Genomic DNA, 14,829 nt, shown 5'->3' on the forward strand with positions numbered 1-14,829 from the left:
GGCCGCCCGGTGCCGCGGGCCCGGACCTCCGGGCCGGTCCGCTCCCCGTACGGGCACGTTCACGGCTCCGCCGCCGAGGTCGCCCCCCTGCCTCGTCAGCCGTCAGCCGTCAGCCGTCAGCCGTCAGCCGCGTGCTTGCGCGCGTACTCCCGGACCGCCGCGGCGGTCTCGGTGTGCAGCGTGTCGCCGGCCGCCGACAGACTCGGCAGCAGATGCCGTTCCGTCGTGGACGCCCGGAACTGGACGGCCACGGTGATGTCGTGCCCGGGCCGGTGCACGATCTCGATGGGATCGCCGGTCCGTATCTCACCCGGCTCGATCACCCGCAGATAGGCACCCGGCGCCCCTCTCCGGGTGAACCGCCTGACCCAGCCGCGCTCGCCCAGGTGCTCCTGGAAGGTGCGGCACGGAATCCGCCCGGAGGTGACCTCCAGCACCACCTCGCGCCCGATGCGCCAGCGCTCGCCGATCAGCGCGCCGGACACGTCGAGCCCCTCGGTGGTGAGGTTCTCGCCGAAGGAGCCGCTCGGCAGCCGCCGGCCCAGCTCCCGCTCCCAGTCGTCCAGGTCCTCGCGGGCGAACGCGTACACCGCCTGGTCGTCTCCGCCGTGGTGCCGCAGATCGCACACCGCGTCCCCGGCCAGCCCGCTCGCCCCGGTGCCCTTCGGCCCGGGCGCGGCCACCCGGACCGGCCCGTCCACGGGCCGCTTGTCGATGCCGGTCAGGCCCTCCGCCTGGTCGGTGTACCCGACGACCCTCGGCCGGCCCAGATTCAGGGACAGAAGCTTCATGGCCGCACGGTAAGGGATACAGCGTCAAAGCGTCGACGCATTATTGGCGGCGATGCCCAAGGCTCCCTTATGCTCGCAGGGTGATCGAGGCCCGCCATCTCCGTGTGCTGCGCGCCGTGGCCGCGACGGGTTCCTTCTCGGCGGCGGGCCGCGAGCTGGGCTGCACACAGCCCGCCGTCAGCCAGCAGATGAAGGCGCTGGAGTCGTCCGTCGGTACGCCGCTGCTGATCCGCAGCGGCCGCGCGATGCGTCTGACGCAGGCCGGTGAGGCGCTGGTGCGGCACGCGGCGGGCATCCTCGCCGGGCTGACGGCCGCCGAGGAAGAGGTCGCCGCCATCGCCGGGCTCAGGGCCGGCCGGGTGCGCCTGGTCTCCTTCCCGAGCGGCAGCTCCACGCTCGTCCCCGCCGCGCTCGCCGCCCTGCGCGCCGCGCACCCCGGCACCCGGGTCTCGCTGGAGGAGGCCGAACCGCCCGAGTCCGTCGAGAAGCTGCGTGCCGGCGACTGCGACATCGCGCTCGCCTTCCGTTACGAGGGTGCGGCGGGCGCCGAGGAGTGGGGCGACCTGGTCGTGCGCCATCTGCTCACCGACCGGCTGGTCGGGCTGGTCCCCGAGAGGCACCGCCTCGCGCGCGCGGGATCCGTCGCGATCGGCGACCTCGCGGGGGAGCCGTGGATCGCGGGCTGCCCGCGCTGCCGGGGGCAACTGGTGGAGGTGTGCGAGAGCGCCGGCTTCACGCCCCGCATCGACTTCGCGACCGACGACTACCCGGCGGTGGCCGGCCTGGTGGGTGCCGGCCTCGGCGTGGCCGTCCTGCCCCAGCTCGCGCTCGAGTCCGTACGCCCGAGGGGCGCCCGCCCGGTCACGCTGGAACCGGCGGTACCACGGGAGATCGTCGCCCTCACGCTGCCCGACCTGGCCCAGGTGCCGGCGGTGGCGGCGACGCTGGAGGAACTGGAACGGGCTGCCGGGCGCTAGGCCCTGTCGTCGCGTTCCCGTCTGCCGTGCGATGCCATGCGCGCTCCCCCTCGCTCGGCTGCGCTCGTGCGGGCGGTGCCCCCACGGCGCCGCGCGGCCCGCCCTTCGGGCGCACGACGGGAATGTGGCGACAGGGCCCGGGTGGTCTGGGCCAGGCCCGCTTCGAACGGGGACCGCGGCTCCATGAGTGGTGCCTCGCTGTGAGGCCCGAAGAGTGGCTCGCCGCCCGGAGAGGCGGTCTCGCCTCGACCCGGGCCGTTGCCGGAAGGAGGCGCTCGCGCCTCGTGACGGGCCCTCGCACCCGCCGTCCTCCCCCTCAAGAAGGGGCCCTCGCCCCAAGAATATGGGCACGCTCGCGCGCGCCCGTCTGCAGAAACGTTCCTTCAGTTGTTCGAGGCGGCCGTGCCCCCGCTGCTGGTCGACGCCGGTACCAGCCGGTTCCGTGCCCGGCCCATGAGCTCTTCGCGCTCGTCCTCGGTCAGTCCGCCCCACACGCCGTACGGCTCGCGCACTGCCAGTGCATGGGCAGCGCACTCCGCGCGCACGGGGCACCTCATGCAGACCTCTTTGGCCGAGTTCTCGCGAGCGCTCCGGGCCGCTCCGCGCTCACCCTCCGGATGGAAGAAGAGCGAACTGTCGACCCCGCGGCAGGCCGCATGGAGCTGCCAGTCCCACAGATCCGCGTTCGGACCGGGAAGGCGGGAGAAGTCTGCCATTGCATGTCCCCTCGTTGCCGTTCTGTGCGGATACGTGCCCCCGACCGTGCATAGACGATCTTAGGAGATGAAAATATGACTCATTGCGAATCTAGCTCCAGACACCACCTAACGGGAAGAAAAGCGTCTAAATGGGGCATAGGTTGTGTTGAAAGTTCGAGGGTCCGCCGCGCATGTCTGCACCGTGTCCGCACCCTCACGTACAGTGCCGAAGATGGCTTGCTGCACCGTAACTCTTTCGAGTGACCATCGTTGAGAGTGCGGAGGCGGTTGAAACAAGAAGCGCTCGGGCAGGCGTCCGAGGGCGTCGACCGCTCAGGTGACGATTCGTACCAGCCTGGAGGCTCAAGGTGACGCGCATCAGCTGCGGAGGGCGGTCATGACATCCGTCCTCGTCTGCGACGACTCCCCGCTTGCCCGAGAGGCGCTCCGCCGCGCGGTGGCGACCGTGCCCGGCGTCGAGCGTGTGACGACGGCGGCCAACGGCGAGGAAGTCCTCCGCCGCTGGGGTGCCGACCGCTCGGACCTGATTCTGATGGACGTACGCATGCCCGGTCTGGGCGGCGTCGAGACCGTGCGCCGGCTGCTGTCCGCCGACCCCGGGGCGCGCATCATCATGCTCACCGTCGCCGAGGACCTGGACGGGGTGGCGCTCGCGGTGGCCGCCGGTGCGCGGGGCTATCTGCACAAGGACGCCTCGCGCGCGGAACTGCGGGCGACCGTCACCCAGGCCCTCGCCGACCCGACCTGGCGGCTCGCCCCGCGGCGGCTGCGCTCGGCCGAGATGGGCGCCGCGCCGACGCTCACGGCACGCGAGATCCAGGTGCTCGAAGGCATGAGCCACGGTCGCTCCAACGCGGAGATCGGCCGCGAGCTGTTCCTCTCCGAGGACACCGTGAAGACGCACGCCAGGCGGCTGTTCAAGAAGCTCGGCGCCTCGGACCGCGCGCACGCGGTGGCGCTCGGCTTCCGGTGGGGCCTGGTCCGCTAAGTGGATCACCGCGGGGGTGTGCGGATCCCCGCCTACCGCATGGTGGGCGGGGTTGGCAAAGCGGCCCGCCGGGTGCCGGCTGCTCGTTTCGCCGCGGATGCCGCATCCTTGAGGTGTGGAGTTCCTCGGGGACGAGTCGGTCGAGCGTGAGGGGAAGGCGCAGGAGATGAGTTCCGGCGCACCTGCTCATAACGCTTCGGTGCACAACTACGGACGCGGTGCCACGGAGCGAACGACGCCGAGGCACCATGGACCGATGCGCGACGACGAGACGACGGTGATCGGTGCGCTCGTCCACCGCGCCGTCGACGGCGACCAGCAGGCAACTCACGATCTGCTCGCCCGCGTCCACCCCCTGGCCCTGCGCTACTGCCGTACGCGCCTGTCGCGACTGCCCGGAGACGCGCGGCACTTCGTCGAGGACCTGGCCCAGGAGGTCTGCGTCGCGGTGCTCCTCGCGCTGCCGCGCTACAAGGACACCGGGCGCCCCTTCGAGGCGTTCGTCTTCGCGATCGCCGCGCACAAGGTCGCCGATCTGCAGCGCGCGGCGATGCGCCACCCGGGCTCGACGGCGGTTCCCTCGGACGAGATGCCCGAGCGCCCGGACGACTCGCTGGGCCCGGAGGAGCGGGCGCTGCTGAGCAGTGACGCCGAGTGGGCCAAGAAACTCCTGGCCAACCTCCCCGAGAACCAGCGCGAGCTGCTCCTGTTGCGCATCGCGGTCGGCTTGACGGCGGAGGAGACGGGACAGATGTTGGGAATGTCACCGGGGGCGGTGCGGGTGGCGCAGCACCGGGCGCTGAGCCGGCTGCGGGCGCTCGCGGAACAGTAGGCCCTCGCAGGGCCCCTTTCCCCGCGGCAGGGCCTTTCTTCGCCGGCGGCATGCCCGGATGAGCAGGTGGCCCGCCGTTTCCGTACGAACATACGAAGCCCGGAGTGGCTCCCAGCCGTGGAATGAGCAAGCCATGCTTCCCGTTAGCATGGACATCCGCACCGATCAAGGCCATTTGGAGAAGGTGTCATGACTGCCAACGTCGACGGAGTGCCCGAGAAATTCGCGACACTCGGGCTGACCTACGACGACGTGCTGTTGCTGCCGGGTGCGTCGGACATGGCGCCCGACGACATCGACACCGCCTCGCACGTGTCCAAGAACGTCCGGGTCAACATCCCGCTCCTGTCCGCCGCCATGGACAAGGTCACCGAGTCGCGCATGGCGATCGCGATGGCCCGCCAGGGCGGCGTCGGCGTGCTCCACCGCAACCTCTCCATCGAGGACCAGGCCAACCAGGTCGACCTGGTGAAGCGCTCCGAGTCCGGCATGGTGGCCAACCCGATCACCATCCACCCGGACGCCACGCTCGCCGAGGCCGACGCCCTGTGCGCCAAGTTCCGCATCAGCGGCGTCCCGGTCACCGACCCCGCCGGCAAACTGCTCGGCATCGTCACCAACCGCGACATGGCCTTCGAGAACGACCGCTCCCGCCGGGTGCGCGAGGTCATGACCCCGATGCCCCTGGTCACCGGCAAGGTCGGCATCTCCGGTGGCGACGCCATGGAGCTGCTGCGCCGTCACAAGATCGAGAAGCTTCCGCTGGTCGACGACGAGGGCATCCTCAAGGGCCTGATCACGGTCAAGGACTTCGTGAAGGCGGAGCAGTACCCGAACGCCGCGAAGGACGCCGAGGGCCGCCTCCTGGTCGGCGCCGCGGTGGGCGTCGCGGGTGACGCCTTCGAGCGTGCCCAGGCCCTGATCGAGGCGGGCGTCGACTTCATCGTCGTCGACACCGCGCACGGCCACTCCAGGCTGGTCGGCGACATGGTCGCCAAGATCAAGTCGAACTCGTCGGGCATCGACGTCATCGGCGGCAACATCGCCACCCGCGAGGGCGCCCAGGCCCTCATCGACTCCGGCGTGGACGGCATCAAGGTCGGTGTGGGCCCCGGCTCCATCTGCACGACCCGAGTGGTCGCCGGCATCGGCGTGCCCCAGGTGACCGCCATCTACGAGGCGTCGCTGGCCGCCAAGGAGGCCGGCGTCCCGGTCATCGGCGACGGCGGCCTGCAGTACTCCGGCGACATCGCCAAGGCCCTGGTCGCCGGCGCCGACACGGTGATGCTGGGCTCGCTGCTCGCGGGCTGCGAGGAGTCGCCGGGCGAACTGCTGTTCATCAACGGCAAGCAGTTCAAGTCGTACCGCGGCATGGGCTCCCTGGGCGCCATGCAGTCCCGCGGCGACCGCCGCTCCTTCTCCAAGGACCGCTACTTCCAGGAGGGCGTCGCCTCCGACGACGAGCTGATCCCCGAGGGCATCGAGGGCCAGGTGCCCTACCGCGGCCCGCTCTCCTCGGTCGTCCGCCAGCTGGTCGGCGGCCTGCGCCAGTCGATGTTCTACGTCGGCGGCCGGACGGTCCCGGAGCTGCAGGCGAGGGGCCGGTTCGTGCGGATCACGTCCGCGGGCCTCAAGGAGAGCCACCCGCACGACATCCAGATGACGGTCGAGGCGCCGAACTACAGCCAGAAGTGATCCACGCGCGCGTGGCACACGTCCGAGGGCGGCCCCGGGGACTTCGGGGCCGCCCTCGCCGTACCTCTGGAACGGCCCCCGCCGCACCCGTCGGGGATACTGGAGGCGCTGAAACGCAGAGGGAAAGGCCACAGACGTGACTGAGATCGAGATCGGGCGCGGCAAGCGCGGCCGCCGGGCGTACGCCTTCGACGACATCGCCGTCGTCCCCAGCCGCCGTACGCGGGACCCGAAGGAGGTCTCGATCGCCTGGCAGATCGACGCCTACCGCTTCGAGCTGCCGTTCCTGGCCGCGCCCATGGATTCCGTCGTCTCTCCCGCCACCGCGATCCGCATCGGTGAGCTGGGCGGTCTCGGCGTGCTGAACCTGGAGGGGCTGTGGACGCGGTACGAGGACCCGCAGCCGCTCCTCGACGAGATCGCCGAGCTGCCCGCCGAGTCCGCGACCCGGCGCCTCCAGGAGGTCTACGCCGCCCCCATCAAGGAGGAGCTGATCGGCCGGCGCATCAAGGAGGTGCGTGACGCGGGCGTGGTCACCGCGGCCGCGCTCTCCCCGCAGCGCACGGCCCAGTTCTCCAAGGCGGTCGTCGACGCGGGCGTGGACATCTTCGTCATCCGCGGCACGACGGTGTCGGCGGAGCACGTCTCCCACTCGCACGAGCCGCTCAACCTGAAGCAGTTCATCTACGAGCTGGACGTACCGGTGATCGTCGGCGGCTGCGCCACCTACACCGCGGCCCTGCACCTGATGCGCTCGGGCGCGGCCGGTGTGCTGGTCGGCTTCGGCGGCGGCGCCGCACACACCACGCGCAACGTCCTGGGCATCCAGGTCCCCATGGCCACGGCGGTCGCGGACGTCGCGGCGGCCCGCCGCGACTACATGGACGAGTCCGGCGGCCGGTACGTGCACGTGATCGCGGACGGCGGCGTCGGCTGGTCCGGCGACCTCCCCAAGGCGATCGCCTGCGGTGCCGACGCCGTCATGATGGGCTCCCCGCTGGCCCGCGCCACCGACGCGCCCGGCAAGGGCCACCACTGGGGCATGGAGGCCGTCAACGAGGAGCTGCCGCGCGGTATGAAGGTCGGCCTCGGTACGGTCGGCACGATCGAGGAGGTCCTCACCGGCCCCTCGCACACGCCGGACGGCTCGATGAACTTCTTCGGCGCCCTGCGCCGGGCCATGGCCACCACCGGCTACAGCGAGCTGAAGGAGTTCCAGCGCGTCGAGGTGACGGTGGCGGATTCCCAGCACAGGCGGTGACACCCCGCCCGGCCTGAGCCCAGGGGCCCGGTCCACCCGTCGGGGTGGGCCGGGCCCCTTTGCGTGACGTTCGCGCGGCCAAGTGCCCAGGTGGGGGCGCGTCGGGCGGCGGAGGGGGCGCACGGTTGCCTTCGGGACGAATACGCGGGGGGAGGGCCGTGCCGGGGCGGTAGCGTCCGTGTCCGGCGACCCGGTTCTCCGGGGCGCCCCCTTCCAGGGACACGGTTCCGGACCCAGTGGCCCGGGGCCCGGCCCGGAGTCCAATGAACCGTCCACCGGGCAAATGGGCGGCCTCATGGAAGGGGGCGCGCTTATGGGCCGTCACCGCAAGCCCACCCGCTGGGACCGTATCCGTCTTCGGATGGTGAAGTGCCGGAGGAGGTGGATCTTGCGGATCTACGGAAAGTGAGCGCCCACCCCCACGAGAACTAGGGGTGGACACCTCGTTCACTTTTCGGGAGCCTGCCGCAGTAGCCCCTGCGGTGGGCTCCACCTCTTCGTACGGTACCGGATCCGCCGTCGGGCGGTGGGGTGCCGGACGGGTGGTCCTTGCGGATTTCCGGACGGTGAGCGGCCGCCCCTGGGAGAATCGGGGGCGGACACCCGTGATCCGTCGGAAGCCTGCCGCAGTGGCCGCTGCGATGGGCCCACCTCTTCGTACGGTAGCGGCCCCGCCGCCCTCGGACCACCGTCCTCTGCGGCCCGGCCACCCACGCGCCCCCGTTCACAACCGATGCGCCGTCCCCGCCGGCGTCGCCCCCCGCGTGTCCAGCAGCAGCTGCGCCTTCACCGACAGGCCCTGGAGGTCGTACGTGCGGTGCTGCTGGAGCAGGATCGTCAGGTCGGCGTCGGCGACGGCCTCGTAGAGGGAGTCCGCGCGCGGGATCGGGCGGTCGAGGACGCTCCACGCGGGGACGTGCGGGTCGTGGTAGCTGACCGACGCGCCCAGCTCCATCAGGCGCAGCGCGATCTCGCGCGCGGGGGCCCCCTGCTGGTCGGCGAGGTCCGGCTTGTAGGTGACGCCGAGCAGCAGGACGCGCGCGCCGCGGGCCGACTTGCCGTGCTCGTTCAGGAGCGCGGCGGCGCGCTGGACGACGTAGCGGGGCATGCGGTTGTTGACCTGCTGCGCCAGTTCCACCATCCGCAGGGTGCGCCCGGTCGGGCCCGCCAGGTCCTGGGGCACCGCGTGGCCGCCGACGCCCGGGCCGGGGCGGAACGCCTGGAAGCCGAACGGCTTGGTCTCGGCGCAGCGGATCACGTCCCACAGGTCGACGCCCAAGTCGTGGCAGAGCACCGCCATTTCGTTGACGAGGGCGATGTTGACCTGCCGGTAGTTGGTCTCAAGGACCTGTACGGTCTCCGCCTCCCGCACTCCACGCGCGCGTACCACCTTGTCGGTCAGGCGCCCGTAGAAGGCGGCGGCCGACTCGGTGCACGCGGGGGTGAGACCGCCGATGACCCTGGGGGTGTTGGCGGCCCCGAAGCGGCGGTTGCCGGGGTCGGCCCGGCTCGGCGAGTACGCGAGGTGGAAGTCGCGTCCCGCGCGCAGGCCGGAGCCCTCTTCGAGGAGCGGACGCAGGAACGCGTCCGTGGTGCCGGGCGGCACCGGCGACTGAAGGATCACGGTGGTGTGCGGGCGCAGCCGCCGGGCGAGCGTCCGGGCGGCGGACTCCACCTGGGTGAGGTCGAGCGCACCGTCCGCGCCCTGCGGGGTGGGGGCGCAGATGACGGCGGTGCGGACACGGCCGAGTTCGGCGGGGTTGCCGGTGGGCCGGAAACCCCGCGCGAGCATCCGGCGCAGTTCGGCGGCGGTGAGGGAACCCGTCTCGGGGCCCGTCCTGTACCCGAGGGTCGGGATGCCGGCGGCGACGGCGGCCTGGGCCAGGGGCAGGCCGAGAGGACCGAGTCCGATGACGGCGAGATCTGCGGGCATGACGTGGGCGGTCCTTCCCAGTAGCCGAAGCGGGACAGGTGCGCAAGCGCTGTGGACACAAGGAGCGAGACGCAATGTCAGACTAGGAGTAAATATGACCGATTTGCGGGATTGACGAGGTGTGTTTCCTTGTGTGTTGTCCACAGGCCGTGAGTGCGTGGTGGCCGAAGCCGGGCATCCCGGTCAGACTTTGGGCAGGGGGTGTGGGCCGGGCTCGCCCGGCGGTGCGGCCGGCGCGACGGAGCGGGAGGCAGCGGTGAGGACAGGGACACTGGGGCCGGCGCAGCGCGCCGAGGCGCTGGCGGGGATGGCCGAGCGTGAGCTGGACGTGCTGGTGGTCGGCGGCGGGGTGGTCGGGGCGGGCACGGCGCTGGACGCCGTCACACGTGGTCTGTCCACGGGCCTGGTCGAGGCGCGTGACTGGGCGTCGGGCACCTCCAGCAGGTCCAGCAAGCTGATCCACGGCGGCCTGCGGTATCTGGAGATGCTCGACTTCGCGCTGGTGCGCGAGGCCCTGAAGGAGCGCGGACTGCTGCTGGAACGCCTGGCGCCCCATCTCGTGAAGCCGGTCCCGTTCCTGTATCCGCTGCAGCACCAGGGCTGGGAGCGGCTGTACGCGGGCACGGGCGTCGCGCTCTACGACGTCATGTCGACGGCCCGCGGCCACGGCCGCGGGCTGCCGGCGCACCGGCACCTGACCCGCCGTCACGCTTTGCGCATCGCCCCCTGCTTGAAGAGGGACGCGCTGGTCGGCGCCCTGCAGTACTACGACGCGCAGATGGACGACGCCCGCTATGTGGCCACGCTGGTGCGCACGGCCGCGTGGTACGGGGCGAAGGCCGCCAACCGCGCGCGGGTGACCGGCTTCCTGCGCGAGGGCGAGCGGGTCGTCGGTGCCACGGTGCAGGACGTGGAAGGGGGCGGGGAGTACGAGATCCGTGCCCAGCAGGTCGTCAACGCGACGGGGGTGTGGACCGACGACACCCAGGCGATGGTGGGCTCACGGGGCCAGTTCCACGTACGCGCCTCCAAGGGCATCCACCTGGTGGTGCCGCGCGACCGGATCAACTCCACGACCGGGCTGATCCTGCGCACCGAGAAGTCCGTGCTGTTCGTGATCCCGTGGGGCCGCCACTGGATCGTGGGCACCACCGACACCGACTGGGACCTCGACAAGGCGCACCCGGCCGCCTCCAGCGCGGACATCGACTACCTGCTGGAACATGTGAACTCCGTGCTGGCCGTGCCACTCACGCGCGACGACGTCGAGGGCGTGTACGCGGGTCTCAGGCCGCTGCTCGCCGGGGAGTCGGACGCCACCAGCAAGCTGTCCCGGGAGCACACCGTGGCGCATCCGGTGCCCGGTCTGGTCGTCGTGGCGGGCGGCAAGTACACGACGTACCGGGTGATGGCCAAGGACGCGGTCGACGAGGCGGTGCACGGCCTCGACCAGCGGGTCGCCGACTGCGTCACCGAGGACGTGCCCCTCCTCGGCGCCGAGGGCTACCGGGCGATGTGGAACGCGCGGGCGCGCATCGCGGCACGCACCGGGCTGCACGTGGTCCGGGTGGAGCACCTGCTGAACCGCTACGGGACGATGACGGAGGAAGTCCTCGACCTGATAGCGCACGACGCCTCACTGGGCGCGCCGCTCCAGGCCGCGGACGACTATCTGCGGGCGGAGGTCGTGTACGCCGCGTCGCACGAGGGTGCGCGGCACCTGGACGACGTGCTGACCCGGCGCACCCGCATCTCGATCGAGACGTTCGACCGCGGCACGCGCAGTGCCCGGGAGGCCGCCGAGCTGATGGCGCCGGTGCTCGGATGGGACCGGGACCAGGTCGAGCGCGAGGTGGAGCACTACCGGAAGCGGGTGGAGGCGGAGCGGGAGTCGCAGCGGCAGCCCGACGACCTGACGGCGGACGCCGCACGGCTGGGGGCGCCGGACATCGTGCCGCTGTGACCGCCGGGCGGACGCAGGGTCCCGGCGGCGCCGCCGGGACCGAGGCGTTCCGGCAGCCCCGCCGACATCACTCGAACGAGTGGTGGATGGCGGGATCTCCGTTCGGGGCCGGCTCGTTCTACGGGGTGCGGGGGCAGAACTCGGCCGTGAGCAGGGCCCGTTCCAGTCCGGAGTCTGCGAACCCGTCCGTGTTCACGCGGAAGGTGAGGACACGACGGCCGTCGACGGTGGCTGCGGTGCGCACGTAGCTGCCGGAGATCCGGCCGTTGTGCCCCCACACCGTCGTGCCGCACGGAAGCCTCGCCGGATACAGCCCCATGCCGTACGAGCCGTGTGCGGCACGGGTGTCGAGCATCTCCCGCAGCCGGGACGGGGGCAGCAGTCCCCCGCCCAGCAGGGCCGCGTAGAAGCGGTCCAGATCGGCGAGCGTGGTCACCAGCTCGCCCGCCGCGCCGGCCACGCGCGGGTCGAGCTCGGTGACGTCGGAGCCGTCGGCGGCGTAGGCGCGGCCGTGCGGCGAGGGAAGCGTGGTGCGGGCGCCGGGGAAGGACGTGCCCGTCAGACGGAGAGGGGTGATGATGCGGCGCTCGGCCTCGACGGCGTACGAGTGGCCGGTGACCTGCTGGACGACCATGCCGAGCAGCACATAGTTGGTGTTGGAGTACGAGAAGCGGCCCCGGGCGGCCGGAGGGTGGGTGAGTGCGATGCGTACGGCCTGAAGCGGGGTCAGGGGCACGGTGCCCCTGGTGTCCCCGGTGAAGTCGGCCAGACCGCTGGTGTGGGTGAGCAGGGAGCGCAGGGTCAGCGCGCGGCCGTCGTTGCCCCTGCCGCGCACCAGCCCGGGCAGATGGTCCTCCACCGAGTCCGACAGGGACAGGCGGTGTTCGGCCGCCAGTTGCAGGACGACCGTCGCGATGAAGGTCTTGGTGATGCTGCCGGCGCGGAAGTGGTCGGCGGGCGCGATGCCGTGACCGGCGGCCGTGACGTGCGAGCCCGTCTCCTCACGGGCCAGCAGTGCGGCGGCGGGAGCCCCTCCCCGGGTCACGAGCAGCGGGAGCACGGAGTCCGTCGCCGGGGTCCGGGGCGCCTGGGAACTGCCCGGGGCCAGGCCGAGCAGGGCCACGGACACCGGTACGGCCAGTAGGCTTCGGCGTGTCCGGCGCGGCGGCATCGGCTTCCCTTCTGTCGGTCGGCCCATCATGCTGGACGGCACTGCAGAAGAGCAGCCCGGGGCCCGGCGGCTCCGCCCGGAGCGGCGGTGCGCGGCCCCGGCGAGGACCGCACCGGGCGGCCGTGGTACACCCCCGGGCCTCCGGGATCGCGGCATCCGCCACGCCGAGGCGTCCTCCGACGCGGGGGAGCCGCCGCAACACGGGCACCCTGGGCGTGGGGCGGTCTGTGAGTGAGGGACAATGAAGGCTCTGTCAGGGCGGGTTGCATGAGGGGACGCATGTCGGAGGCGGAGCGCGACGCGGGGACACCCCGTCAGGACCAGAGCGAACGTCTCCTCGCCGGGCGGTACCGGCTGGGAGGTGTACTCGGCCGCGGCGGCATGGGCACGGTGTGGCGGGCCGAGGACGAAACCCTCGGCCGCACGGTCGCCGTCAAGGAACTGCGGTTCCCGTCGAGCATCGACGAGGACGAGAAGCGCCGGCTCATCACGCGCACGCTGCGGGAGGCCAAGGCGATCGCCCGGATCCGCAACAACGCCGCCGTGACCGTCTTCGACGTGGTCCACGAGGACGACCGGCCCTGGATCGTGATGGAGCTGATCGAGGGCAAGTCGCTCGCCGAGGTCATCCGCGAGGACGGCGTGCTCGAACCCGGGCGGGCCGCCGAGGTCGGGCTCGCGATCCTCGACGTGCTGCGCGCCGCGCACCGCGAGGGCATCCTGCACCGCGACGTGAAGCCGTCGAACGTGCTGATCGCCGAGGACGGCCGGGTCGTGCTCACCGACTTCGGCATCGCGCAGGTCGAGGGCGACCCGTCCATCACCTCCACCGGCATGCTCGTCGGCGCCCCCTCCTACATCTCCCCGGAGCGGGCGCGCGGCCACAAGCCCGGCCCGGCGGCCGACCTGTGGTCGCTCGGCGGACTGCTGTACGCGGCGGTGGAGGGCGTGCCCCCGTACGACAAGGGGTCGGCGATCGCCACGCTGACCGCGGTGATGACCGAGCCGGTCGAGGAGCCCAGGAACGCGGGCCCCCTGAAGAACGTCATCTTCGGCCTGCTCGCCAAGGACCCGCAGCAGCGGCTCGACGACGAGGGCGCGCGGGCGATGCTCAACGAGGTCGTCCACGCACCCGATCCCGCTCAGGAGCTGCCGGTGGACGCGACCCGGGTGGTCGCGTCGCCGCCGGTGCCGGAGGAGAGCCCGGTCAGGGGCGCGGCGGGCTCCGGCGCCAAGCGGGGCGAGGAGGCCGCCGATCGGGTGCGCGGGGCGCTGCGGTCCGTACGCAAGGCCGCGGTGGCCTCGGCGGGCGCGGCCACGGCCGCCGCCGCGGCCGCGCGGACCAGGTCCAGCGGTTCCACGCAGACGGCGCCCGAGGCCGTGGCGTCCCTGCGCGCGGATGCGCCCGCCACCGGGACGTCCGGCACGGCCCGCTCCGACGGCGCCGCGGGGTCCGCACGGGACGACACGGCCGCCGACAGATCGAACTCCGGTGCGAACAAGCCGAGTTCGGGCTGGCCCATCCTGCCGGACCCGGACCGCCCGCCGCGGCCGGTGCCGCCGCCCCGGGCGCCCCTGACCGATGTGGTGCCGAAGCGCACACTGCTGATCATCGCCCTCGTCGTGGTGCTCGCGGTGCTCGGGACGGTGCTCGCGTTCAACCTCGGGGACGGCGGCAACAGCTCCCAGGACAACAAGAAGGGCACGAAGGCCGCCGCGTCCGGCAGCGCGACCCCGACCGCCGAGAGCGCCGGGAAGGGCACCGGCGGCGGCTCGCACACGGACAGCGGCAGCACGAGCGGCAGCGCCACGACCGGGCCGGACCAGGCGAACACCTCGGGCGGTTCGCCGGCCACCGGGACGGACGCCGCCGCCTCGTCCGGTTCCGCGGGCGGCGACGGCAAGGTGACGGTGCACAAGGGCCGCCAGGGCTACTCGATCGGGCTGCCGACGGGCTGGAAGTACCAGTCCTCGGACTCCGCGGGGGACCGTTTCACCGGCCCCGACGGACAGCGGCTGCTCATCGCCTGGACGTCCTCGCCCAAGGACGACCCGGTGGCGGACTGGAAGAACCAGGAGCGCTACATGACGCGCCCCCAGTACCGGCGGATCCGCATCGAGAAGGTGGACTACCGCGGCTGGAACACGGCCGACTGGGAGTTCACCTACGCCGACGGAGGCACCACCTACCGGGTCATCGACCGCGGATTCGTCGTCAACCCGCACCAGGGGTACGGGCTGATGTACACGGCGAAGGCGGCCGGGTGGGACGGCGCGCAGCGCAAGGACACCTGGACCACGCTGACCCAGACCTTCCAGCCGAAGTCATGACGTACCGCGCGTCCGGCCGGGGTTGCGCGCGGTCGCGTCGCGGGGAGATATGACATCCCGAGGTTGCAGGTTGCCTCCGGCACGTATCGTGAGGGATTGCGGACCGTACGCAATCCGGAACGGGCGGCGACACGAACGGAATTGAGCAACCGGGCGGCCGGGGGAGGC

11 protein-coding genes are annotated in these 14,829 nt (G+C 72.1%); 7 read left to right on the top strand and 4 right to left on the bottom strand.

From position 1 onward, the window contains the following. Positions 1-116 precede the first annotated feature (116 nt). A complete protein-coding gene (locus ACZ79I_RS24110; protein ID WP_471499544.1) occupies positions 117-791 on the bottom strand; it encodes an MOSC domain-containing protein in 675 nt (224 codons plus the stop codon). 80 nt (positions 792-871) lie between these two features. Here ACZ79I_RS24110 and ACZ79I_RS24115 point away from each other — a divergent pair, with 80 nt between their 5' ends. After that, a complete protein-coding gene (locus tag ACZ79I_RS24115; protein ID WP_471499545.1) occupies positions 872-1,768 on the top strand; it encodes a LysR family transcriptional regulator in 897 nt (298 codons plus the stop codon). A 383-nt stretch (positions 1,769-2,151) separates the two neighbouring features. Here the strand turns inward: ACZ79I_RS24115 and ACZ79I_RS24120 are convergent, their stop codons facing one another. Further along, positions 2,152-2,484, bottom strand: a complete 333-nt coding sequence (locus ACZ79I_RS24120; RefSeq protein WP_381081599.1) for a WhiB family transcriptional regulator — start codon at positions 2,482-2,484, stop codon at positions 2,152-2,154. 379 nt (positions 2,485-2,863) lie between these two features. On the opposite strand from ACZ79I_RS24120, the gene ACZ79I_RS24125 reads away from it, so the two are divergent. The 4 genes from ACZ79I_RS24125 to ACZ79I_RS24140 all read left to right on the top strand — a co-directional run bounded on the left by ACZ79I_RS24125 (position 2,864) and on the right by ACZ79I_RS24140 (position 7,263). After that, a complete protein-coding gene (locus tag ACZ79I_RS24125) occupies positions 2,864-3,475 on the top strand; it encodes a response regulator transcription factor (RefSeq protein ID WP_003948568.1) in 612 nt (203 codons plus the stop codon). A gap of 256 nt (positions 3,476-3,731) precedes the next feature. Continuing rightward, the gene (locus tag ACZ79I_RS24130; RefSeq protein WP_388373750.1) at positions 3,732-4,307 is read left to right on the top strand and encodes a sigma-70 family RNA polymerase sigma factor; all 576 of its coding nucleotides are present in this window, start codon (positions 3,732-3,734) and stop codon (positions 4,305-4,307) included. Positions 4,308-4,496: 189 nt separating this feature from the next. Then, positions 4,497-6,002, top strand: a complete 1,506-nt coding sequence (guaB, locus tag ACZ79I_RS24135) for an IMP dehydrogenase (protein ID WP_471499546.1) — start codon at positions 4,497-4,499, stop codon at positions 6,000-6,002. A 136-nt stretch (positions 6,003-6,138) separates the two neighbouring features. Continuing rightward, entirely contained in the window at positions 6,139-7,263 is a 1,125-nt protein-coding gene (locus ACZ79I_RS24140; protein ID WP_471499547.1) for a GuaB3 family IMP dehydrogenase-related protein, read from the top strand. 724 nt (positions 7,264-7,987) lie between these two features. Here the strand turns inward: ACZ79I_RS24140 and ACZ79I_RS24145 are convergent. Further along, positions 7,988-9,196, bottom strand: coding sequence for a nucleotide sugar dehydrogenase (locus tag ACZ79I_RS24145; RefSeq protein WP_471499548.1), 1,209 nt, complete (start codon positions 9,194-9,196; stop codon positions 7,988-7,990). Positions 9,197-9,452: 256 nt separating this feature from the next. Between ACZ79I_RS24145 and ACZ79I_RS24150 the strand changes: the two genes are divergently transcribed. Continuing rightward, a complete protein-coding gene (locus ACZ79I_RS24150; RefSeq protein ID WP_471499549.1) occupies positions 9,453-11,159 on the top strand; it encodes a glycerol-3-phosphate dehydrogenase/oxidase in 1,707 nt (568 codons plus the stop codon). Between the two features lie 118 nt (positions 11,160-11,277). Here ACZ79I_RS24150 and ACZ79I_RS24155 read toward each other — a convergent pair whose 3' ends face one another. After that, entirely contained in the window at positions 11,278-12,330 is a 1,053-nt protein-coding gene (locus ACZ79I_RS24155; RefSeq protein WP_471499550.1) for a serine hydrolase domain-containing protein, read from the bottom strand. Between the two features lie 279 nt (positions 12,331-12,609). Here ACZ79I_RS24155 and ACZ79I_RS24160 point away from each other — a divergent pair, with 279 nt between their 5' ends. Then, positions 12,610-14,661 (top strand): serine/threonine-protein kinase, encoded by a 2,052-nt coding sequence (locus ACZ79I_RS24160; protein ID WP_471499551.1) that lies wholly within the window; start codon positions 12,610-12,612, stop codon positions 14,659-14,661. Positions 14,662-14,829: the final 168 nt, after the last annotated feature.

It is taken from the genome of Streptomyces sp. PSU-S4-23, from assembly GCF_055632315.1.

Coding starts and splice junctions, on each gene's coding strand:
- ACZ79I_RS24110 (WP_471499544.1), bottom strand. CDS start 791: ATGAAGCTTCTGTCCCTGAATCTGGGCCGGCCGAGGGTCGTCGGGTAC.
- ACZ79I_RS24120 (WP_381081599.1), bottom strand. CDS start 2,484: ATGGCAGACTTCTCCCGCCTTCCCGGTCCGAACGCGGATCTGTGGGAC.
- ACZ79I_RS24125 (WP_003948568.1), top strand. CDS start 2,864: ATGACATCCGTCCTCGTCTGCGACGACTCCCCGCTTGCCCGAGAGGCG.
- ACZ79I_RS24130 (WP_388373750.1), top strand. CDS start 3,732: ATGCGCGACGACGAGACGACGGTGATCGGTGCGCTCGTCCACCGCGCC.
- guaB (WP_471499546.1), top strand. CDS start 4,497: ATGACTGCCAACGTCGACGGAGTGCCCGAGAAATTCGCGACACTCGGG.
- ACZ79I_RS24145 (WP_471499548.1), bottom strand. CDS start 9,196: ATGCCCGCAGATCTCGCCGTCATCGGACTCGGTCCTCTCGGCCTGCCC.
- ACZ79I_RS24155 (WP_471499550.1), bottom strand. CDS start 12,330: ATGCCGCCGCGCCGGACACGCCGAAGCCTACTGGCCGTACCGGTGTCC.
- ACZ79I_RS24160 (WP_471499551.1), top strand. CDS start 12,610: ATGTCGGAGGCGGAGCGCGACGCGGGGACACCCCGTCAGGACCAGAGC.